Below are 21,341 nucleotides of genomic sequence, written 5' to 3'. Positions count from 1 at the left end.
AAGATCAGGATGCCAATACCATGTCTTCATTGTTTAAAATTACGACACTTTGTGCGCTCAGTGCTGCACTTTTCACAGGTTGCGCCTCGACTTCTCCATCGAATGAACTGGTCAGAGCCGTGACTGTAAATGCAGTAACCGCTGAGGGGATAGGTCAAGAGATTGGCACCGTATTACTCAGTGACAGTCCAGCCGGTCTGGTGATACGTACCAACCTGAAACAGCTCCCTGCCGGTGAGCGAGGTTTCCATATTCACGAAAATGGTTCATGTGCACCCGCCATGAAAGATGGCAAGATGGGTGCAGCACTGGCTGCCGGTAGTCATTACAATCCGAACCAGTCACCCAATCATGGTACGCCGGTGACCGGTCACCTCGGTGATTTGCCTGCATTAAAAGTCAATACTGACGGTACTGCCCGTGTCACCCTGCTTGCACCACGTTTGAAACTGGCAGATCTTCAGGGTCGTGCCATTATGGTTCATGCCGGCGGCGACAACTATTCTGACAACCCCTTACCATTAGGTGGTGGTGGCGACCGCATTGCATGTGGTGTGATCTAAACAGATTAGTGTAGATATAAAAAGAAAAAGACGGGCTATCTGCTCGTCTTTTTTCATGAAATTTTCTTTAGAGTTGGCATCTAAATAACTTTTTTGCTCTTGAAATAGATCAGTTTATTGTCGGAAAACTTAAAGTTTTTTTGCAGTTATGCCATCAATAATAGTATCGTGAAACTAAATAACCAACTGCTTTACTCGGTTATAACTCATTATAAATATTGAATATATTTTTATTTTTAAGATTTAATCTTCAATTTATATTGGGTACACTCAGGGTTAATTTAATTAAATCAGTATGTCTTATGAACATCAAAACTTTACGTCTGGTCGGTTTGTTTGAAGGGATTTCATTTCTGCTACTTTTATTTATCGCGATGCCCGTGAAATACATGATGGATAATCCGATCTTAGTGAAATATGTTGGTATGGGGCATGGCGTACTATTTGTGCTGTTTTTAGTGGTGTTATTTGCGGTCTGTGAAAAGCAAAAATGGTCGCTCAGCATGTTTTTGATGGGCCTGATCGCTTCAATTTTGCCATTTGGGCCATTTTTGTTTGATCTGAAATTAAAGAAACTAGAGCAGCCAGTCGCTGAGCTTCAATAGATATTAAAATCCTCTCTCCCTCTGAGAGAAAGTTAGAGAGAGGATATAGCCTTCCTTTATAAAAGGAGGAGCTTTAAAACTCCCCTCTCACCTTCCGCTCAGAAATAATCTGCTTTAAGCTCAGACGCGGCAAAGTAAACCACAATGCAATCAAAATGAAAGATGCGATGCAATAGGCCCAAATATCATAGGCTTCATAAGCCATTCGAACTGCTTCAATCACCACGAAAAAGCTCAGCATCAGGATAATCGAAACCGTAGCAGCCACCGTACCTTTGGACACTTCAGAAGACATCAGTGCAAAACGGTACAGCACCGAGAAACTTACGCCTTCACCAAGGCTGATACAGGTGGTGCCGATAATCAGGCAATGCACAAAATAATCTGGAATAAACAGACCGAGTATTAATAAGCCTGTACCAAACAGCATCAATGGCACACCCAAGAGTACAGTTTTCCCCAGCGGCATTTTGTCGATGATTTTTAGCAAAACCAGATTACCGATAATCAAGCCGCCCAAGACCGGAAACTGTGCCAGACCATATTGCACGCTGCTGAATCCAAACTGCTCGACCAGAATCACGGGTGACAAGGCAATCCACAACATCAACGGCAGGCTGACCAAAGGTAGTGCCGCGGTCATAATCACAAAGCGTTTATTTTTTAAAACCTGTTTAAAGTCATCCAGAATATAGCTAAACGGCTGCTTCGGAACACTGACTTTCAGGTTTGGCATTTTGGCTTTCAGGCCAAACCAGCTTAAAAATGACAGAAATGCAATGCCGATAAAGCCCCAATGCCAGGAGATATGATCAATCATAAAGGCACCCAGTACCGGCCCGAGCAATGGCGCCAGTAAAGAAACATTGGCCATGAGTGCCATGACTTTGATGGCATCGCGCTCTTCGAAGCTTTCCTGAATGGCGGCATAACCTACGGCGGTAATAAAGGACAGTCCAAAGCCTTGTAAGAAACGCAGGAATAAAAAGCTTTCGATATTGGGTGTTAGTAAAATTGCCAGACAGCTAATTGTGAAAAATGCCACGCCGCCCAAGAGCACGGTTTTACGTCCAAGACGATCGGATAATGGCCCCAGGATCGCTGCAACAAATGCCCCACCTAACAGGAAAAAGGACATGGAGGATGGCGCCCATGAACTGCTTACCCCAAAATCACGGGTAATCGATAGCATGGCTGGTTGGATCAGGTCATTACAGATATAGACGGAAAATTCAAACAAGACCAGTGCCAGCGGGAACATGAGTGTGGCACGGGTCAGTTTTTGGGTTTGGATTTTTTGCATGGGAGTTTTTATTGTCAGTCTGCCTGATGAAGCAGAATGAGCTTTATCTAAAATAGAAAGAAGGAATTTTAGCAGATTTGCTTTTAATAGTTTTAGGATAACTCCTCTAACGCTACTCTTTCTTTGATCTGAAAATTTATTTCAGGGTTTAGTTTAAATTGAAGCCAACCATTTTTCATCCACTGTTCTACTTTATCCTTTCCAAGAATTGCTAAAAGATTATTTAGGAGAGAAAATTTAGCCAGCTTATCAAAATAATAGACTCCAACTCTAACGTTACGATCGATATCATCGTTTAAACTAAATAAATCAAGAATGTAATCCTTATCCGAAACATCTAATGAATGACCCCAAATATTAAAATTTAAATCTAACTTCATTATCTTTAAAAAATGCTCTTCTCGTTCTTGTTCAATTTGATTGTTTGGATAATTATGACTTTTATGTTTTTTATATTTTTCTAAAGTATCTTTCAACTTTTTTTTATATTCATCTAAAAATAAATAATGAGTATCTTTAAATAATTTTTGATGATATTTGGTGAAACCGTACGCTTTTAGCTTTTTAAGTGATTCATCTTCTAACTGTGAGATACCTAAAACTATATTTTGAAAGTCTCCATGATTCCCATGTAAGTAATCAACTTCAATCGAATTATAGATACGTTGATATGTATTAGTATAGTTAAATGAATAAATTTTATCTGGATTAATCCAGTCATCTGAGGAAATTTGAATATTGTTATTCGAATTAATTTTATTAACTATCAGTTCTAAATATAAATTAAATATTTCTATAAATTCTTCTAAATTTTTTACTAAATTATTTATTAGGGTGTCACTATTAAATTTCTTATAACCCAATAAAAATTGGATATTTTCATCTTTTATATAGAATCGAAAATCCCCAATATCTGAATCATTAACCTTATGTATATTTGTATAGGTATGTCCAGATTCATCATTATCTATTTCATCAATAAAGTAGCCAGATTCTAAGATTCCTAATTTTTCTAGAATATTACAGTTTTCTCTGGTCAAAAAAATTTGCCATTCATTGCTGTCTCCAGAGAAATAAACTTCCGGAGAAAAACTTCCAACTTTTTCTATTTTTTCTTCTATATTCTCAATAAATCTTGCAACTACTCTCAATGCCTCATCAATTTTATTTTCAAAATCAATCCAAGTTTTAACTTCTCTAACATGATCCTTGAAATACTGATACCAACAATTCAGTTCCAATCTATATTGGATCTTTAATACATTTTTAGCGGATAAATTAATTTTATCTACTAAATAATACTCTTTTGTTTTATCTATAAATTTAATATCTCTTATTTTTAAAAATAACTCATTAAAGCTCATATCGAACTTAAACGAATCAGGATTTTTATTTTTTAGGAACATGTCATCGAGTATATCCATCCATTCTTGCACTGTATGAATTGTTAAGTTTGGGGCCTTTCCACCAGTATTCTTATTTTCAATTGCCTCCATCACATCCATAAAATGATCGTACTTCGTCGGTAAATAGTGCGACAAATCAAATCCGTTCCCCACAATCAAAATATTCATTCTTATAAACCCCAAAAACAAAAAAGCGCATCATCTAGATACGCTTTTAACCAAAATTCACCTAAAGATCAAACACTATTAAGGACAGACCGCTTTCTGGAAAGTCTTGGTATTTGAACCTCGTGCACAACGATACAATTTCTCGGTATTTTGCAGCATCCAGCTGTTATCTTCCCGTTTAAAATAATAAATGGTCTGTACCGAATGTACCGAATCATCCATTAAACCGGTTTCAGTGACTTTGACCTGTCCAATCGTGGGCGACTCTACCTTGTCAAAGAACTGCCGTAATTCAACCGTTGCCAGTTCCTTGCGTAAATCCGTTCTTAATTGTAAAACCTGTTCCAAAGGCGTGTCCGAAGACGACTGTACCTTTGCAATCACCTGCTGGGTAGTGGTACAACCCGACATCATCATACCCAGACCTAAAGTTGTAACCGCTAATAACCGTAACATATCGTTTAACCCAGATTATCCTTATTATACAAATTTATCATGCCGCGCTTTTCAGCTTAACGCTATTTAGACTATGTAACCCCATTTACACAGCATTGACATCCTCACCTCCCTGAAACGGAGGTGATTCCTACTACTAGACGCTTATGCCCAAGCGCAAGTATGTTCTTAGCTGCGTTTTCGTCCCTGTTATTGGAACTTCCGCATTCACACTCCCATACTCTTATTCGCAAATCTGCTCTACCTTTCGGACTGCTAGAAGTGATCTCACCACAGCACGAACAGATTTGGGTTGTGAATCTCTTACTTACTTCTTCAAACATTGCCCCTGCGTTCTCGCATTTATACTTGAGCATTGTTTTGAATGCTGAAAAACCTGTATCTAAAACAGATTTTGCCATTTTAGTTTTTACAAGTTTACCCGCGCTCAGATCGCCAACAACAATCAGTGCATTTTCTCTCACAAGCATGGTGCTTGCCTTATGCAAATGATCTTTACGACAATTGGCAATTTTAGCGTGTAATGCACGTACACGTTTTTTATTCTTGGCTCGTTGAGCAATACTTAATTTCTGTTCATATTTCCGATAGAACTTAGGATTTGAAATCACAGTACCATCAGAACAGGTGGCAATGTCTTTTAAACCGAGATCAATACCAATCGCTTTAGTTGCAGTAGGTTTATTTTGCTTAGATGAATCCACTACAAGGCATACATACCACCGTCCACGACTATCCTCAACGAATGAGCCTGTTCTCACGCTGTATTTACTTAATCCGTAACTATCCCATAACTTGAATTGATGCTTGCCGTACTGAACATATCCATCAGCGTATTTGATTGCTACTTTCTTGAAAGGAATCCAACCAAGTGATCTTCTCGCTGATTTCTTATTGCTCACACGCCATTTCAGCTTTGCTTTCTTGAACTGTTTTCTTCGAGTGATTAATTCTTCTGTAACAGCCTGAATGGTTTGGCTATGTAGATTGCATTCTTTCGATGCGCCTTTGGTGTATTTGGCAACATCATAAGCTGATAGAAATTCACCTTTTCTTTTTAGATGCTTAAACCCTAAATCATTGACATAATTCCAAACAAAGTTCACCTCAGATGCCAATTGGTCTAGCACCTTGCAATGTTTGTCTTTTATGCGTAATTTAAGTGTTTTCATGTGGTTATATTAACAATTTTTTCTCTATACCCTATGTTGGGCAATTCTTAAAACGACATTTTATGTCGTGTCGCTTATATCTCTGCTCTGAAGGACAGAGTTTTACGCTTCATTTGATAAAAAAAGCGCAACTTGCGATGCGCTTTTGTAAACTTTTAAAATCCGATCAGATTAAAGATCAAATAATTTACCCGGGTTCATAATACCATTTGGATCGAACACTTGTTTCAGGGCTTTCATATATTCGATTTCTTCCGCAGAACGTGAATATTCAAGGTATGGCTTCTTGGTCATCCCTACGCCATGTTCGGCTGAAATTGAACCATCATATTTTTTCACGGTGTCAAAGACATACTTGTTTACTACCTGACATTTAGCGAAGAATTCATCCTTAGACAAATCGGCAGGTTTCAAGATGTTCAAATGCAAGTTACCGTCACCGATATGACCGAACCAGCAAATTTCAAAGTCTGGATAGTTCTCTGCAACAATTGCATCAATTTCTTTAATAAATGCAGGAACGTGCGTGATCAATACTGAAATATCATTTTTGTATGGAATAAACGGTGCGATTGACTCAGAGATGTCTTCGCGTAAACGCCATAAGCTTTCGACTTGGTCCAGACTTTGGCTCAGAACGCCGTCCAGAACCCAACCTTGTTCCATACAATGCTCAAAAATTTCCATCGCCTTGTCCATAATCGGCTCAAACGGCGCTTCAAACTCAAGCAAAACATAAAATGGACATTCAGTTTCAAATGGACGTTGTACATGACCATTGGCCAATACTTTTTGCATTGCCAGTTCACCGAAAAACTCGAATGCGGTTAAATCAATTTTCGCCTGGAATGCATGAAGCACGGGCATGACTGCATCAAAATCAGTGACACCCAGCACCATCACTTGCAGGTCTTGCGGTTGACGTTCCAACTTGATTTCAGCTTCAGTGACTAGCCCCAGTGTACCTTCACCACCAATAAATAAGTGTTGCAGCGCATAACCGGTTGCATTCTTGATCATGCCCTTGTTCAGGCGTAGTACATCACCTTTACCTGTCACCACGGTCAGGCCAAGTACCCAATTACGGGTCATGCCGTATTTAATAACTTTAATACCACCGGCATTGGTGCCGATGTTCCCGCCAATCTGGCTTGAGCCCGCAGAAGCAAAGTCGACTGGATAATACATGCCCTGATCGGAAGCATAGTTTTGCAACTGTTCAGTTACCACGCCTGCCTGCACGCGAACCATCCGGTCTGCCGGGAAGAATTCCAGAATCTGGTTCATCTTGTCCATGCTCACCACAATCTCGCCATTGGCTGCAACTGCACCTGCAGACAGACCCGTACGACCGCCTGATGGGGTGACTGCAACATTAAACTGGTTTGCCAATTTTACGATGTCTTGAACCTGTTCAGTCGTCGAAGGAAAAACGATGACCGATGGGTTTGGATCAAAGTGTTTCGTATGATCACGACCCCAATTCTGGAGGCTGTCCGTATCGGTTTTAATACGGTTTTCACCCAAAATTGCCGTCAATTGGGTCAATAACTCAGGGGTTAAAGCGACTGGAGCATTCATCGTTTGCAGACCTAGCATGATTTAAACAAGAGAGACTTCGCTGGTTTATTTGCATATTTTTTAGGCATAAAAGCCTGTATACAAATCAGGCGAAACATGATGATTAAAGCACCAAAAATGGGAGCTTAAACAGCATGGCGCAATATTATAAGCTATTTTTTGGGGTTTCCCGCGAAAAATGACAATTTTGATAATATACCTTTGAAAATACAGATTTAATTCAACCAGAATTATAAGCATTGATCATATATCTGCTCAAAATACCTGAGGTGACTGTCATCAAGGAAATGTATAACCGCCCTTTTCCTGTGCTATTATACCGCGACTAAATTTGGCCTTTGTAGCGGAGCCGTAATGAGCCAACATCTATCTCTACCTAAAGATAAAATCCGTTTTCTACTGTTAGAAGGCGTTCATCAGAACGCAATCGACACATTGAATGCAGCTGGATATACCAACATCGATTATCGTAAAACAGCGCTCGAAGGCGAAGCACTGAAAGAAGCGATTAAAGATGCACACTTCGTCGGTATTCGTTCCCGTACTCAATTGACTGAAGAAGTATTTGAAGCTGCGAACAAACTGATTGCTGTGGGTTGTTTCTGTATCGGGACCAACCAGGTTAACCTCGATGCTGCAATGCGTCGCGGTATTCCGGTATTTAATGCACCGTATTCAAATACCCGTTCAGTTGCTGAACTGGTATTGGCAGAAACGATTCTGCTTCTGCGCCGTGTACCTGAAAAATCAACAGATACACATGCAGGTGGCTGGAACAAATCGGCTGTCGGTTCATTCGAAACACGTGGTAAAACTTTAGGTATCGTTGGTTACGGTTCAATCGGTTCACAACTTTCTGTACTGGCTGAAAGCCTGGGCATGAAAGTGACCTATTATGATGCAGTGACAAAACTACCTTTAGGAAATGCACGTCAAGTCGGTTCTATGGGCGAATTACTGGCCAATGCAGATGTGGTTACTCTACATGTTCCGGATCTGCCATCTACCCGTAATTTCTTTGGCAAAGAACAGTTTGCGCAAATGAAAGAAGGTGCAATCTTCCTGAACGCAGCACGTGGTACATGTGTTGTGATTGAAGATCTGGCAGATGCGATCAAGTCTGGTCACATTGCTGGTGCTGCAGTAGACGTATTCCCGAAAGAGCCGAAAGCCAATGGTGAAGAATTCGTTTCTCCACTGCGTAACCTTCCAAACGTGATCCTGACTCCGCACGTGGGTGGTTCGACCATGGAGGCACAAGCCAACATCGGTCTGGAAGTTGCTGAGAAATTCGTTGCCTATTCAGATAAAGGTATGACTTTATCTGCAGTGAACTTCCCGGAAATTGCGCTGCCATTGACTGAAGGTAAACACCGTTTACTGCACATTCATAAAAACATGCCGGGCGTTCTTTCTAAGATCAACAACCTGTTTGCTGAACATGGCATTAACATCTCTGGCCAGTCTTTAATGACCAAAGGTGATGTCGGTTACCTGGTGATGGACGTAGACGCGACTGCATCTAAAGAAGCACTCGATACCCTACATGAAGTTGAAGGAACAATCCGCGTACGCGTACTGTTCTAATTTAACAATATGAAAAAACCACAGCTTTCGGGCTGTGGTTTTTTGTTTTTTAAGGTTTTTATTTTTCAGCCTTTACTGTTCTTCCGCTCTTCGAGAAATCGAAACCTATTAAGTTATGCTGAATTTTAAAATTGCACCTATTGTACAAGCGCCACTGATTCTCCTGATCGCGATGATCAGTATGCAAAGCAGTGGCTCCTTTGCCAAATATCTGTTCGGTCAGTTTCCCATTCTGACCGTTTCAGCCATGCGTCTGCTTTTGGGTGCTGTGATTTTGGCATTGATTTTTAAAATTTGGCAAATTCATTTCAGACAGATCAAGTGGCCGGCCATTCTCAGTTATGGTCTGGCCCTGGCAGGTATGAACCTGCTGTTTTATCTGTCGATTGATCGCTTGCCGCTGGGCATTGCGGTTGCTTTTGAATTCATTGGCCCTTTAAGTGTGGCGCTGTTTTATGCGCGGCAAAAATTTGATTTTGTCTGGGTCGGATTGGCTATTTTAGGCCTGATTCTGCTGTTTCCCTTTGATCAGGCTGCACAGCCACTTGATCCGGTCGGGATTCTATTTGCCCTAAGTGCGGGTGCCTGTTGGGCGCTATACATCGTCGCTGGGCAAAAGCCTTCCGGGGTTTCCGGCAACCATACCGTGTGCTTGGGCATGTTGGTCGGGATGCTGGTGCTGATGCCAATTGCGCTTTTTGCTGGCATTCCTGCGCATACATTTGAACCCATCAGCCTGTTATATTTCATGGCTCTGGCTGTGCTGGCCAGCGCCCTGCCTTTTACCCTGGAAATGATTGCCCTGCGAAATTTAACCGCCTTGAGTTTTGGTACTTTGATGAGTCTGGAACCTGCAATCGCAGCACTCTCTGGTTTTATCTTCCTGGGTGAAACTTTATTGTGGACACAATGGCTGGCACTGGCCACGATTATTAGTGCTTCAATTGGCTGTACGGTGACCAGTCAAAGACGAAAACATTGAATAAAAATAAAGGCGCTATAGCGCCTTTATTTAAGATAGCTTTATTAGAATCATTTTAACGTGGTGTTGCGTCTTTAATCGCCGTATTTAATACCGTGGCTGCTGTCACATTATAGCCATCACATGCAAAAGCAAGCTGATCATAAGTGTATTCTGTCCATTTGATCATTAAAGGACTGGCATCATTTTCCTTTAATTTGTCTAAAGCCACTTTTCGTGATTGGGCAACATAATCGTTGTGATCAATATGTTCTCCATGTTCCGAGAACGCACTGTTATAAATTCCTCCTTGATATTCGATCGCACCAAAATATTTGTAATATTGCATAGCAGCATCTTTATATTCTGCCTTTTTATATTTCAAGCCAGCCATGGTTTCATCTAGAATAATTTTTGCCAGCTCCTGGACAGACGTTTGTGCCTGCCAATCAGCCAGCGTGCGATAGTCAGTTTTTGTTTCCGGATCAAATTCAATATATTCTTCTTCCGGATGTTCAGCCTGAAGACGGAAACATTTAGATCCATTCGGGAATGTGCGCGCCTTCTGCAAATCAATAAAATTAGCTGCAAACTCATTATAATATTTACGGTCAGCGGCTGTCGTATTATCACTATTAAATAACACTCTGGTTGCAGCATCCTCATACATTTTCACCACAGCAATATTGGTACGTTCAGTTAATGCTTTTCCTGACAGGTCGTACCACTCTATATGCCGATGATTACTGATGTTGTTCTCCGGTAGGGTCACAGGACGACTCTTAAATTGAGTGGTCGTATTTTCCAGTACTTTTTCCAGCTTATAGCCGAATGCTGTACGGGTCCGATCTGCAGGAAATACCCCTTTAGCGGTGACATAAGTCGGGAACACCATGTTCTCCTCAATATTATATTCAGTATCCACGACACTGTTATCATCCGCATATAATATGCCGTCAGTAATTTTATTTTTATGACTGGCCAATAGAAGTTTTTTCGACTCCATGTCTGCTGTATCAGCATTCGGCAAGTTGAACTGATAGTTGTAGAATTCCGACACTATGTCTGATGCTCCATCACCCGGGGTTCCAGGATTGGTCGGATTACCAGGATTGGTCGGAGCCGGTTGGCTAGGGACTGGTGTATTATTATCCGAATTATCAGAGCTACCACATGCTGCAAGCATACAGCCCAAAATGGCGCAAGAAAGTATTCGTAATTTCATTATTATCTACCTTATTATTTTCATTGTTATTTTAATGCTGCCCCAAATTGGGATCTAAGATATTTTAATAAATATAAAAATAAGATCAAATTAAAAATTGATTAATTTGTAACCACACCTGAGGTAAGTTTAATTTTGAATTTAAAACTTCACATATTTGATTGAGCTAAAATGTAAATTGATTATCTCCAAACTTAAGTTGCATTCACAAAATATTGCTCTGGCCTACTCAGCAAAAATCAACCAGTTTGCTATAATTTCATTTCTTTCTATTTCTCATTTTCACCCGCTCTGGGTAGAAGCTGCTTCCATGCCAAACGCCCAACTTCTTGCCGTATTCTTCATGGTCTTGTCCATGACTTCGTACCAGATCAGTGCATCTTTTGCCAAACAGCTGTTTAGTGTACTGGATCCGATTACTGTCACCATTTTAAGACTCTGTTTTGCTGCAATCATTGTCTGCGTCATGTTCCGCTCTTGGAAAATAATTTCACGTTTGCCTTTTTTAAAATGGCGGGATTTACTCTGCTATAGCGCGGCTTTAGGGGTCATGAATATTTTATTCTATCTGTCACTTGGTCGTTTACCGCAAGGCATTGCAGTAGGTCTGGAGTTTATTGGCCCTTTGGGACTGGCTCTACTGTCGATTAAACACCGTAGTGATTATATCTGGGTATTGATGGCCATTTTGGGCATCGCGCTGATGGTGCCATGGGGACAGGCCAACAGCAGTAATTTTGACCTGTTGGGCGCAGCTTGTGCCTTGGGGGCAGGTTTCTGCTGGGCGCTGTATATTTTCTTTGGCCAACGTGTAGTTCAGCAGAATATCGGCATGCATGCACTGACCATTGCCATCAGTATTTCAGCGTTGTGTCTGCTGCCGATTGGTCTCTACAACAATGCGCCCGCATTGATTGATACACAACATTGGGGCAAGGCCATTGTGATTGCAATTCTGGCCACCGCGATTCCTTATGCCCTCGATTTAAAAGCCTTACAGCATTTAAACAAAATGAGCTATGGCACCCTGTCCAGCCTCTCTCCGGCTTTAGCGGCTTTGACCGGTTTTCTGTTATTGGGTGAGAAAATCACGATACTGCAAGCGGTCGCTCTGGTGTGTATTATGCTAGCCTCTGTCGGTGTGACAGTACGTGCCGCGCGTCAAGGAGCTGCAGAACGGAATGCATAAAGCCTGATTGGGATCTGGGCAACTGACTCAATATTTTCATTCATTCTTGTGCTTGCTTCCTTTGGGAGAAATACCTCGGAGAAATGAATCCGGATAAAAAAAGATGGCTGTAGCGCCATCTTTTTCATTTATTCGATTTAAAGTTAAAATTTAGCTTTGTACCAGCATATCTTTTTTCATGTCTTTATAACGTTGATATTCAGTCTTGTACTGCACTGCTAAAGCGGTCTTTTGCTCTTCACCGAGAATTTTTCCTGCCTGTTGGAAGAAACCATGTTCCTCTTCTTTTAAGTGGTGATGCACTTTTTCGGAAAGCTTTTTGGCAATTGCAATCCAGCCCGGATTACTCAATTCTGTTGCAGTCAGCTCTTCAATCATCTCGTCCATTTCATGATGTTCGGCCAAGGCATGTCGGGTGATATTCAAGCCCGAATCAGTCATCATCAGGGGGATATAGAAATAACGGTCTTCAGCCGCTTCATGGGCAAATAATTCATTCTTGAGTTGTTTGAACAGCTCACGACGTTCTGCTGTATCCCCTGAAGTTTGTAGTAATTTTTCTGCAAGATCACGCTGAATTTCATGACTTTCTCTTAATGCTTCAAAAATGGTGGTCATCTAATTTTTCTCCTGTTTTCGCCCTGCCTTTTTACATCATAGAAAGAAAATGGCATGGGTTCAGGAGGTTTTATAAGTACAAATTGTATAAAAAACTTTAATATTGAGAATGGTTTACATCTATTCTTATATAAAGAACATCTGATAGGCCATCCGGCAAATCAGTAAACTGACCAGAATCAGGAATAAAATCCGGATAAAGCCACTGCCATATTTAAAGGCTAATTTGACACCCAGCAAGGAACCACAGATATTGGCCACCGCCATCATCGCCCCGACCATAAATAGCACATTGCCGCTGGGAATAAAGAAAGTTAACGCTGCCAGATTGGTGGTGAAATTGGCAATTTTAGATAAAGCTGAAGCATGTAAAAAATCGACACTTAAATAACGAATGAAAAAGAAAATAAAGAAACTGCCCGTGCCCGGCCCGAAAATTCCGTCATAAAATCCGATGGCCAGACTGCCCAAAACTGCCAATACCAACATTTTTTTGGTGAGCTTTTGCTGAACATGCACCTGACCAAACTGCTTTTTCATCACGGTATAAATCGCGATGACAATCAGCATGATCAATACAAAAGGTTTGAGGATTTCGACCGGAATCAAGGTGACACTGGCCGCGCCAATAAACGAGCTGATGAAACTGCAAGCTGCAATCACGCCCAAGAGCAACCACGGCAGTTTTACCTGACGCAAATAGGAAAATGCCGCAGAGCCAGTACCGAAAATCGAGGCCAGTTTGTTGGTACCAAATACGGTAGCCGGCTGTAAATGCGGCAGACTGCCCATAATTGCCGGAATCTGGATCAGACCACCACCGCCTACAGCAGCATCAATTGCCCCTGCAAAAAATGCAAAGACAATCAGGCTGATGATGATCTCAATATCCATATTTCAGACCTTGCTTAGAGGTTTAAGACGCGTTTTGGCACCAGGCGTTTTTTATCACTAATTTCTGCCAAGCCTAAACATTTTTCACCATCAAAAACCAGTACCTGTTCAGCTGCATCGTGCTCGATATTACTTTCCATGCCACGGCTAAAATATTCTGCACGCCCTTCTGGCACTTGGACTTGCGGGAAATGTTGCACCGGTGCATAAGCCGGCAACAACAACCTATCACGCTCGTCTTCATTCAAGCTTTCCAGATATTCAATGGTATAACTCGGGATCAAATCAAAATGACCGGTTTTAATGCGGTGTAAATAGGTCAGATGGCCGTAAGTACCCAAGGCTTTGGCAATATCTTCACCGAGTACCCGGATATAAGTCCCTTTAGAGCAGGTAATATCCAGCGTGATGCTATTTTCAGTAAAGGATAAAAGCTCAATGGCCAGAATGCTAATCGGGCGCGCTTCACGTTCAATCTCGATGCCCTTACGTGCCAGTTCGTATAAAGGACGGCCTTCTTTTTTCAGCGCCGAATACATCGGTGGCACTTGCTGGATATCACCGATAAACTGTGTCAAGGTTTCTTGAATCAACGCTTCCGAAAGTTCAGGAACCGCTTTTTCTAATAAGACTTCGCCTTCGACATCGCCGGTGGTGGTGCTATGTCCAAGAAAGACCGTCGTTTGATAACGCTTGACTGAATCTAATAAATAATGCGAAAACTTGGTCGCCTCACCTAAACATATCGGTAATAAACCCGAGGCCAGAGGATCCAGTGCCCCGGTATGGCCTGCTTTTTGCGCACGATACAACCAGCGAACTTTTTGCAATGCAGCATTAGAACTAATGCCCAAGGGTTTATTCAAAAGGAAGACACCACTAAGATGACGACGCTGAATTTTAGAAGATGATGCTTTCATGGCAAAAAATCAGACATTTTATAAATTGGCGCCATGGTAAAACCCTGTGCGATGATTTACAACTTTTCTATGGTATCTGATGATTTTTATGGCATATTCAGCTGAATCAAAACTCTAAAAATAATGAAACCGAAAAAACAGGTGCATAGGATATGCAGAAATACAAAATATGGATCATTCTGGCTCTGGTGGTGCTGTGCTTTATCACCCTGATGCTCTGGCTATCTCCTCAGAATGAATCACAGACAGAGACTATTGGCCAATCACCTCTTAGTGAACGCCGCGGCGAACCTGCCGCATTAAGTATGACCAGCCCTGCCAATGCAGCATTTTCCAGTGCCAGCCAGAAAGATACCGAAATCAATTGCCAGATGCAGCTGGATGCGAGTAACCGTCTGACTGTCAATGAACAGACTCGAAACTGTTTTGAATATTTTATTACCCAGTTTGGTGAAAAAAATCTGGCGCAGATTCAAAAGGATTTTAAAACTTACATTCGCCAGAATCATAAAGAACCCGCTCTCTCACAAATTCTGGATTTATGGGATCGCTATATTCAGTATCGTCAAGGTTTAGGCCAACTGACTGCACCGACAGGCCTCGATCAGGAAGATCCGGCCTATTACCGCAGCATCTATAGCAGCACCCAGAATTTGCGTAAACAATATTTTTCTAATTATGAAATTGAAGGTTTATTTGGTACCGAAGACACCTATCATGAATATACGCTTGACCGTATGGCCGTGCTGGCAGACAACAGCTTAAGCGAGTCTGAAAAAGCCCAGAAGCTCAAAAATCTGTTTGAACAATTACCACAAGACTGGCAGGAAAATCTGGAACAACTGAATAAACTCGAAGATTTACGCAAACTCAGCGCAGACATTAAAGCGCGTGGTGGCTCAAATGTAGAGATTCGTCAAATGCGATTAAACCTGGTCGGCCCTGAAGCCACGCAACGTCTGGAGCAACTGGATGGCGAACGTGCTAGCTGGAAATCCAGTGTCACGACGTATCTCAATGAACGGGATAGCATCATGCAAAGTGGCATGAGTGACAGCGCCAAACAGCAAGCCGTCGAGAAGCTGCGCCAGCAACGTTTTCAACAGCCGAATGACCAGCTGCGGGTCGAAACCTTTGAACAGATTCATGATCAAGGCGGCAAGTTGCCCTTTGCGAATTAAGCCTAAAAGCCATCACCTGTTGATGGCTTTTTTTATGATCCTCATATCGAAAGCTTTATGCCTTCATATCTCCCGCCCTAACTTTGTTTCTAAATATTTCTTGTTTACACAAAATAACCGTAATGAGTGTTTTGTATTTCAACAACTTAAAATTTAAATACAGCCGTAAATAAAACATATTCTTACAATGTAAATCTCTTCTCTCTGTCGTGTCCTAAAATGACATGGTTTTAGCGCGTTGAAGTGAAAAAATACCGCTACTCAAAAGAAAAATTGCTCAGCCATAGAAGGCCAAAACTGTATGGTCCAAAGTCTGCTTTTGTGGCTTATAACACTCTAGAAAAGCAATGATTGCTTTAATAACGATAAAATTAAAAAGGGATGCTTATGCGTACTTTCAGCAAGACAGCACAGTTACTGACTGTGACTTTAGCAACAACTCTGGGATTAAGCTTTTCTGCACAGGCCCATGCCGCGGCAAGTGCGACACAGGTCACTGAAAAGGCCAGATCTGATTATGCCAAAACCAAATATCCTATTCTGATGGTACATGGCTGGCTAGGCTGGTCACGCATTGGCACCGACAGCATCGGGCTGGATTACTGGTATCAGATTCTACCGGATATGGCACGCAATGGTTCTACCGTCTTTGCTGCACAGTTGTCTCCGGCAAATAAGACAGCACATCGCGGTGAACAGCTGATCAGCCAGGTTGAAGATGTGATAGCAATCACCGGTAAACACAAAGTCAACCTGATTGGTCACTCTCATGGCGGGCCAACCGTGCTCTATGTCGCTGCCACTAAACCAGAATATCTGGCATCGATTACAGGCGTTGCTGGTACCTATCATGGTTCTAAAGTTGCTGACGATATTCAAAGCAATAGTTTAAGCCGCACCGCGTTTAATATTTTAGGTGACTATATTGTGGGACCTTTAATTGCACTCGCTCAGCTTAAACCTGAATTAGAAATCGATTTTGATGCATCAATGAAATCATTAACCCAAACAGAATCAAAAAACTTTAATGCAACTGTTGCAAAAGAAGCAGTCAAAGACGGCGTTTTAGCAGCAACTGAGAACTGTAATAAAAACCTCAAACCTAAAGATTCTAAAGGTATTTATTACTATTCATGGACAGGTGTGGCACAAGCCACCAATGCCTTAGATATCGATACGATTTTAATGCAACTGGGCCCACTGTCTTATGGCAATAAAAACAATGATGGTATGGTCGCACGTTGTAGTGCTTATATGGGCAAAGTGATTAATGACAATTACAAACTCAACCATACTGACTTGGCCAACATGATGTTTGGCTTGAAAGGTCTATTCGCCCCAGATCCGGTGACTTTATACCGTCAGCATGCCAACCGCTTAAAGCTGCAAGGTTTGTAAGCTGCTCGCCTTTATCGGGATTGATAAAGGCTTTGCTATATAAGCGGTCATCATTTCCCCGGATGAAGCAGAGATAGAATAATGAAAATAATAAGCCTGGTATTCAGTCTATTTATTGGATTCAGTTGTTCCTTGGCTTATGCCAAGCAGAGTCCATTGATTGAATATACACCCAAATTCGCTATATCCAGCTACGCCAAAACCCATTATCCGCTCATCTTTGTCCATGGCTTCGGTCTGGGCTTTAACCGCATTGGAACCGATAACATCGGTTTAGATTATTGGTATCAGATCCCGCAAGATTTAGCCCGTCATGGTGCGCCTGTATTTTCCGCGGAATTATCTGCGGTTGCATCCAATGAACTACGTGGTGAACAGCTGTTACTACAAATTGACGAAGTTCTTGCACTGACGGGTAAAGCTAAAGTCAATCTGATTGGACATAGTCAAGGTGGACCAACCATTCAATATATTGAAGCTGTTGCACCTGCCAAAGTGGCTTCACTGACCGCAATTGCAGGTGCGATGAAAGGCACACCTGTTTTTGTCAATGCCAGCCAGACACCTTTACTAGAACCGCTGATTCATGCCATTGGAACAATTCTGGGCTACAGCATGAATCTGGTAACAGCAAATCAATATCCCGTAAATATCACAGCCGCCTTAAGTGCCATGCATCCTGAAGACATTCGAGCCTTCAATATAAAATACGGTTCTGCTGCGATTCCTAAAGACTGTCAGACCCAAGGCATAAAGATCACAGCCAATGGCATTCATCATTACTCCTGGATGGGCAACCGGCAAACCACCAATCCTCTGGATATCATTGAATCGACTATTGTCAGTTTAGTCGGGACTTTCTTGAAAGGTGAAACCAATGATGGCGCTCTACCTTTATGTAGTGGACGTTATGGTCAGATCATTCGTCAGGACTATGCCCACAATCATTTCGATGAAGTGAACCAGTTTTTCGGCATTTTAGGGCCTTTTGCCCAAGCCCCGATTGCACTCTATCGCCAACATGCCAACCGGCTCAAACTGCAAGGCTTATAAATCATTTACTGTTATCCATCAATCATAATTTTTAAATACAGCAACTTAAAACCTAACTCGCCCGTTTCGGATGGGTCATTTGGCAAAGCAGGATAAGAATCATCCTGTCAAAACAACAAAAATGAGGAAAATATATGAAATACGGCTTATTCATCACCAGTCTGCTGCTGGCTGGCACATGTGTCACGGCTCAGGCATCCACTCAAGCCAGTCAGGTCACAGCGAAAGCCAGCTCACACTATGCCAAGACCCAATATCCCATCGTGTTTGCACACGGGATGGCAGGCTTTATCCGGGTCGGTACAGATCAGTTTGGTCTGGATTACTGGTATCAGATTTTACCGGATCTGGCCCGCAATGGTGGCAATGTCTGGGCGACCCGAGTATCACCGTTTAACTCATCAGAAATTCGTGGTGAACAACTCTTAGAACAAGTGAAGGAAATTCGGGCGATTACAGGCGCATCTAAAGTCAATCTGATTGGTCATTCTCATGGTGGTCCCACGATTCGTTATGTCGCTGGCGTAGCGCCTCAACTGGTCGCCTCTCTGACTGCGGTCGGTGCGCCGCATAAAGGCTCACCAGTTGCAGATCTGATTCTTCAGGCAGAAGATACGCCACTACAAGGCCCTTTGGTCGGTGGGATTAATCTGGTGTCTAAAGCCATCACCTGGGCCCAAGGACTGGATCCAAACAGCTTCCCGCATGATTCTCTTGCAGGTGGTCGCAGTCTGACACTGGCAGGATCGGCACAATTTAATCAGAAATATCCGTTGGGAATGTCAAGTACGACCTGTGGCGAAGGTGCATATAAACAGAATAATATTTATAACTATTCATTTACCGGCACCGGCACAGTCACCAACATTCTCGATCCTGACTCTGCTTTGAAAGTCACCAGCCTGCTGATTGATGGTGGCAAGGACAATGATGGTCTGGTCTCTCGCTGTAGTGCCAAATTTGGTAAAACCATTCGTGATAACTACAACTGGAATCATCTGGATGAAGTCAATATGGTCTTGGGCCTGAAAAGCATCTTTGCCCCTGACCCAGTCGATGTGTATCGTCAACATGCCAATCGATTGAAACTGCAAGGCTTATAGTTCTTATATCAATATTAGGATATAAAAAATGCGCCCAAAGGCGCATTTTTAAACTCGAGATAAAACTTAACTTGAGCCTAAACTTAAGAAGCTTTAACTTTACGAGCTGGTAATTTTTCACGGATACGTGCAGCTTTACCAGACAATTCGCGTAGGTAGTAAAGTTTAGCGCGACGAACATCACCACGACGTTTCACTTCAACTTTAGCTACGATTGGAGAGTGAGTTTGGAATACACGCTCAACACCAACACCGCTAGAAATTTTACGTACTGTGAACGCAGAGTTCAAGCCACGGTTTTTCTTCGCAATTACCACACCTTCAAAAGCCTGAAGACGCTCACGGTCGCCCTCTTTAACTTTTACAGAAACAATCACTGTATCACCTGGTGCGAAAGCAGGGATGTCTTGTTTCAATTGTGCATTTTCAATTACTTGAACTAAAGGATGCTTACCGCTCATGGGGTATCTCCAATAATGCGAGTCAGAAGAGGTCTGATCATCGCGGGGGCTAGAGGCTAAAGCGCATAGACCCGATTATCTTTCCCTTTAAAGTTGACCATCTCAACTTTAAAGGGCCTATTAAAGAATACTTAAACTCAATTTAAGTACCGTTTTCGAAGACAGCACCAATTTCTCAGCAATGTCTTACAAATCTTTCAGCCATTTTTTTTGCTGCTTGGTCAATTCTACTTGTTCGACCAGTTCAGGTCGACGTTCAAGTGTCCGTTGATAACGCTGCAAAAACCGCCATTTTTCAATGTTTGCATGATGACCTGATTTAAGTACCTCAGGCACATCCAAACCTTCAAACTGGTCAGGCTTGGTATATTGTGGGCAGTCTAACAGACCATCCACAAAGGAGTCTTGCACATGGGATTGTTCATCAGACATCGCCCCCGGAAGCCTCCGGATAATACTGTCTAATAAAACCATCGCTGGCAGTTCACCACCCGACAAAACATAATCACCAATTGACCATTCCTGATCAACATATTGCTGGATCAAACGTTCATCGACCCCCTCATAACGCCCACACAGTACAATCAATCCGTCATATTGAACGAAGTCTTGTACTGCAGTTTCGTTTAAGGTTTTTCCTTGCGGTGACATATACACCACAGGAACCTGAACTGCGCCTGCTTCATTTGCAAGCTCTTTGGCACGGTGGATTGCTTGTGCCAAAGGCTCCGCCATCATCACCATACCCGGACCACCACCGAATGGACGTTCATCCACCCGTTTGTAGTTGCCCGTCGCAAAATCGCGAGGATTAATGCAATGAATTTGCATCAAATCACGTTTTGCTGCGCGCCCGCTAATACCGTAGGCTGTAATCGCTTCAAACATTTCAGGAAAAAGCGTAATGACTGCAAAAAACATCGCAGACTCCCTTATTTCCAAAAAGTGTTAGTAGTCTACGCCCCAATTGACGTAAATACGACCAGCTTCAAGATCAACGCGTTGTACCACATCTTTATGCCATGGAATCATGCGCTCTTCGCCATCGATACTGTCGGCAGTTGCGCGAACCACCATCACATCATTGGCACCTGTTTCAAACAGTTCAAAAATTTGACCGAGATTCACTTCTTGATCCTCATCATTCAGACCTAACACTGTTAGACCCTTTAAATCAGACCAATAATATTCATCTACACCCGCTTGAGGTAGTTGCGATTTAGCAATCCAGACATTGGTGCCAACCAGTTGGTCTGCCCCAGTGCGATCACTCACACCTTTAAGCGAAACAACCAGGCCTTTACCATGTGGTTTCCAACGTTTTACATCGACAATTTGCCAACCTGCTTTGGTCTCAATATACCAAGGCAGATAGTCAAATATGTTACTCATGGGTTCTGTATTGGAATAGACCCAGAGCCACCCATTTAATCCATATGCTGAACGTAGCTGTCCAATCTGAATACGATCTTCGGGAACATTCTGTGTTGGTATCAT

The 21,341-nt window shown here is 42.2% G+C and carries 21 protein-coding genes; 9 read left to right on the top strand and 12 right to left on the bottom strand.

Annotated elements, in window-relative coordinates; all coding sequences use genetic code 11:
* Positions 1-20 precede the first annotated feature (20 nt).
* Together sodC and LOZ91_RS04555 are read left to right on the top strand one after the other, a co-directional pair.
* Positions 21-563 carry a superoxide dismutase family protein gene (sodC, locus tag LOZ91_RS04560; protein ID WP_005168781.1) on the top strand — a complete coding sequence of 181 codons (543 nt, stop codon included), beginning with the start codon at positions 21-23 and terminating at the stop codon, positions 561-563.
* 302 nt (positions 564-865) lie between these two features.
* Entirely contained in the window at positions 866-1,168 is a 303-nt protein-coding gene (locus LOZ91_RS04555; RefSeq protein ID WP_005094233.1) for a DUF3817 domain-containing protein, read from the top strand.
* A 73-nt stretch (positions 1,169-1,241) separates the two neighbouring features.
* Here the strand turns inward: LOZ91_RS04555 and LOZ91_RS04550 are convergent, their stop codons facing one another.
* The 5 genes from LOZ91_RS04550 to LOZ91_RS04530 form a co-directional block, all read right to left on the bottom strand.
* Positions 1,242-2,471: an MFS transporter gene (locus tag LOZ91_RS04550; RefSeq protein ID WP_244782734.1), complete on the bottom strand. Its 1,230-nt coding sequence runs from the start codon at positions 2,469-2,471 to the stop codon at positions 1,242-1,244.
* Between the two features lie 92 nt (positions 2,472-2,563).
* Positions 2,564-4,045, bottom strand: coding sequence for an AbiH family protein (locus tag LOZ91_RS04545; RefSeq protein ID WP_244782733.1), 1,482 nt, complete (start codon positions 4,043-4,045; stop codon positions 2,564-2,566).
* A gap of 78 nt (positions 4,046-4,123) precedes the next feature.
* Positions 4,124-4,501 carry a hypothetical protein gene (locus tag LOZ91_RS04540; RefSeq protein WP_244782732.1) on the bottom strand — a complete coding sequence of 126 codons (378 nt, stop codon included), beginning with the start codon at positions 4,499-4,501 and terminating at the stop codon, positions 4,124-4,126.
* Between the two features lie 104 nt (positions 4,502-4,605).
* The gene (locus tag LOZ91_RS04535) at positions 4,606-5,673 is read right to left on the bottom strand and encodes a transposase (RefSeq protein ID WP_244782731.1); all 1,068 of its coding nucleotides are present in this window, start codon (positions 5,671-5,673) and stop codon (positions 4,606-4,608) included.
* Between the two features lie 171 nt (positions 5,674-5,844).
* Positions 5,845-7,254: an FAD-binding oxidoreductase gene (locus LOZ91_RS04530; protein WP_005094248.1), complete on the bottom strand. Its 1,410-nt coding sequence runs from the start codon at positions 7,252-7,254 to the stop codon at positions 5,845-5,847.
* 354 nt (positions 7,255-7,608) lie between these two features.
* Between LOZ91_RS04530 and serA the strand changes: the two genes are divergently transcribed.
* Both serA and LOZ91_RS04520 read left to right on the top strand, forming a co-directional pair.
* Positions 7,609-8,841 carry a phosphoglycerate dehydrogenase gene (gene serA, locus LOZ91_RS04525; RefSeq protein ID WP_005094251.1) on the top strand — a complete coding sequence of 411 codons (1,233 nt, stop codon included), beginning with the start codon at positions 7,609-7,611 and terminating at the stop codon, positions 8,839-8,841.
* Between the two features lie 115 nt (positions 8,842-8,956).
* The gene (locus LOZ91_RS04520; protein WP_100329374.1) at positions 8,957-9,823 is read left to right on the top strand and encodes an EamA family transporter; all 867 of its coding nucleotides are present in this window, start codon (positions 8,957-8,959) and stop codon (positions 9,821-9,823) included.
* Positions 9,824-9,878: 55 nt separating this feature from the next.
* On the opposite strand, the gene LOZ91_RS04515 is transcribed toward LOZ91_RS04520, so the two are convergent.
* Positions 9,879-11,027, bottom strand: coding sequence for a hypothetical protein (locus LOZ91_RS04515; protein ID WP_244782730.1), 1,149 nt, complete (start codon positions 11,025-11,027; stop codon positions 9,879-9,881).
* Between the two features lie 310 nt (positions 11,028-11,337).
* Here LOZ91_RS04515 and LOZ91_RS04510 point away from each other — a divergent pair, with 310 nt between their 5' ends.
* Positions 11,338-12,216 carry an EamA family transporter gene (locus LOZ91_RS04510; RefSeq protein ID WP_244782729.1) on the top strand — a complete coding sequence of 293 codons (879 nt, stop codon included), beginning with the start codon at positions 11,338-11,340 and terminating at the stop codon, positions 12,214-12,216.
* Positions 12,217-12,366: 150 nt separating this feature from the next.
* Here the strand turns inward: LOZ91_RS04510 and LOZ91_RS04505 are convergent, their stop codons facing one another.
* From LOZ91_RS04505 to truB, 3 genes are all read right to left on the bottom strand, one after another.
* Positions 12,367-12,834: a hemerythrin domain-containing protein gene (locus tag LOZ91_RS04505; RefSeq protein ID WP_180040693.1), complete on the bottom strand. Its 468-nt coding sequence runs from the start codon at positions 12,832-12,834 to the stop codon at positions 12,367-12,369.
* Positions 12,835-12,960: 126 nt separating this feature from the next.
* Complete coding sequence (locus tag LOZ91_RS04500; protein WP_179999182.1) at positions 12,961-13,728, bottom strand: TSUP family transporter; 768 nt, start codon at positions 13,726-13,728, stop codon at positions 12,961-12,963.
* Positions 13,729-13,742: 14 nt separating this feature from the next.
* A complete protein-coding gene (truB, locus tag LOZ91_RS04495) occupies positions 13,743-14,648 on the bottom strand; it encodes a tRNA pseudouridine(55) synthase TruB (RefSeq protein ID WP_100355151.1) in 906 nt (301 codons plus the stop codon).
* Between the two features lie 152 nt (positions 14,649-14,800).
* On the opposite strand from truB, the gene LOZ91_RS04490 reads away from it, so the two are divergent.
* The 4 genes from LOZ91_RS04490 to LOZ91_RS04475 all read left to right on the top strand — a co-directional run bounded on the left by LOZ91_RS04490 (position 14,801) and on the right by LOZ91_RS04475 (position 19,383).
* Positions 14,801-15,829 carry a lipase secretion chaperone gene (locus LOZ91_RS04490; RefSeq protein WP_179999184.1) on the top strand — a complete coding sequence of 343 codons (1,029 nt, stop codon included), beginning with the start codon at positions 14,801-14,803 and terminating at the stop codon, positions 15,827-15,829.
* A 387-nt stretch (positions 15,830-16,216) separates the two neighbouring features.
* Complete coding sequence (locus tag LOZ91_RS04485; RefSeq protein ID WP_005094261.1) at positions 16,217-17,227, top strand: triacylglycerol lipase; 1,011 nt, start codon at positions 16,217-16,219, stop codon at positions 17,225-17,227.
* A gap of 81 nt (positions 17,228-17,308) precedes the next feature.
* Positions 17,309-18,280 (top strand): triacylglycerol lipase, encoded by a 972-nt coding sequence (locus tag LOZ91_RS04480; RefSeq protein ID WP_244782728.1) that lies wholly within the window; start codon positions 17,309-17,311, stop codon positions 18,278-18,280.
* A gap of 134 nt (positions 18,281-18,414) precedes the next feature.
* Positions 18,415-19,383: a triacylglycerol lipase gene (locus LOZ91_RS04475; protein WP_074383612.1), complete on the top strand. Its 969-nt coding sequence runs from the start codon at positions 18,415-18,417 to the stop codon at positions 19,381-19,383.
* Between the two features lie 83 nt (positions 19,384-19,466).
* Here the strand turns inward: LOZ91_RS04475 and rplS are convergent, their stop codons facing one another.
* The 3 genes from rplS to rimM form a co-directional block, all read right to left on the bottom strand.
* Positions 19,467-19,844 carry a 50S ribosomal protein L19 gene (gene rplS / locus LOZ91_RS04470; RefSeq protein ID WP_005094271.1) on the bottom strand — a complete coding sequence of 126 codons (378 nt, stop codon included), beginning with the start codon at positions 19,842-19,844 and terminating at the stop codon, positions 19,467-19,469.
* Between the two features lie 186 nt (positions 19,845-20,030).
* Positions 20,031-20,765: a tRNA (guanosine(37)-N1)-methyltransferase TrmD gene (gene trmD, locus LOZ91_RS04465; protein ID WP_004644986.1), complete on the bottom strand. Its 735-nt coding sequence runs from the start codon at positions 20,763-20,765 to the stop codon at positions 20,031-20,033.
* 27 nt (positions 20,766-20,792) lie between these two features.
* Positions 20,793-21,341, bottom strand: a complete 549-nt coding sequence (gene rimM / locus LOZ91_RS04460; protein ID WP_159516304.1) for a ribosome maturation factor RimM — start codon at positions 21,339-21,341, stop codon at positions 20,793-20,795.

The organism is Acinetobacter sp. F-1, assembly GCF_022869025.1.
GTDB classification, from domain to species: Bacteria; Pseudomonadota; Gammaproteobacteria; order Pseudomonadales; family Moraxellaceae; genus Acinetobacter; species Acinetobacter pseudolwoffii.
The sequence above is the reverse complement of the archived record's forward strand: the minus strand, read 5'-3'. Positions and strand labels throughout refer to the sequence as shown.

Coding starts and splice junctions, on each gene's coding strand:
- rplS (WP_005094271.1), bottom strand. CDS start 19,844: ATGAGCGGTAAGCATCCTTTAGTTCAAGTAATTGAAAATGCACAATTG.
- LOZ91_RS04530 (WP_005094248.1), bottom strand. CDS start 7,254: ATGAATGCTCCAGTCGCTTTAACCCCTGAGTTATTGACCCAATTGACG.
- LOZ91_RS04510 (WP_244782729.1), top strand. CDS start 11,338: ATGCCAAACGCCCAACTTCTTGCCGTATTCTTCATGGTCTTGTCCATG.
- rimM (WP_159516304.1), bottom strand. CDS start 21,341: ATGATACCAACACAGAATGTTCCCGAAGATCGTATTCAGATTGGACAG.
- trmD (WP_004644986.1), bottom strand. CDS start 20,765: ATGTTTTTTGCAGTCATTACGCTTTTTCCTGAAATGTTTGAAGCGATT.
- LOZ91_RS04475 (WP_074383612.1), top strand. CDS start 18,415: ATGAAATACGGCTTATTCATCACCAGTCTGCTGCTGGCTGGCACATGT.
- LOZ91_RS04500 (WP_179999182.1), bottom strand. CDS start 13,728: ATGGATATTGAGATCATCATCAGCCTGATTGTCTTTGCATTTTTTGCA.
- LOZ91_RS04485 (WP_005094261.1), top strand. CDS start 16,217: ATGCGTACTTTCAGCAAGACAGCACAGTTACTGACTGTGACTTTAGCA.
- serA (WP_005094251.1), top strand. CDS start 7,609: ATGAGCCAACATCTATCTCTACCTAAAGATAAAATCCGTTTTCTACTG.
- LOZ91_RS04490 (WP_179999184.1), top strand. CDS start 14,801: ATGCAGAAATACAAAATATGGATCATTCTGGCTCTGGTGGTGCTGTGC.
- LOZ91_RS04550 (WP_244782734.1), bottom strand. CDS start 2,471: ATGCAAAAAATCCAAACCCAAAAACTGACCCGTGCCACACTCATGTTC.
- sodC (WP_005168781.1), top strand. CDS start 21: ATGTCTTCATTGTTTAAAATTACGACACTTTGTGCGCTCAGTGCTGCA.
- LOZ91_RS04545 (WP_244782733.1), bottom strand. CDS start 4,045: ATGAATATTTTGATTGTGGGGAACGGATTTGATTTGTCGCACTATTTA.
- LOZ91_RS04540 (WP_244782732.1), bottom strand. CDS start 4,501: ATGTTACGGTTATTAGCGGTTACAACTTTAGGTCTGGGTATGATGATG.
- LOZ91_RS04480 (WP_244782728.1), top strand. CDS start 17,309: ATGAAAATAATAAGCCTGGTATTCAGTCTATTTATTGGATTCAGTTGT.
- LOZ91_RS04515 (WP_244782730.1), bottom strand. CDS start 11,027: ATGAAATTACGAATACTTTCTTGCGCCATTTTGGGCTGTATGCTTGCA.
- LOZ91_RS04535 (WP_244782731.1), bottom strand. CDS start 5,673: ATGAAAACACTTAAATTACGCATAAAAGACAAACATTGCAAGGTGCTA.
- LOZ91_RS04505 (WP_180040693.1), bottom strand. CDS start 12,834: ATGACCACCATTTTTGAAGCATTAAGAGAAAGTCATGAAATTCAGCGT.
- LOZ91_RS04555 (WP_005094233.1), top strand. CDS start 866: ATGAACATCAAAACTTTACGTCTGGTCGGTTTGTTTGAAGGGATTTCA.
- truB (WP_100355151.1), bottom strand. CDS start 14,648: ATGAAAGCATCATCTTCTAAAATTCAGCGTCGTCATCTTAGTGGTGTC.
- LOZ91_RS04520 (WP_100329374.1), top strand. CDS start 8,957: ATGCTGAATTTTAAAATTGCACCTATTGTACAAGCGCCACTGATTCTC.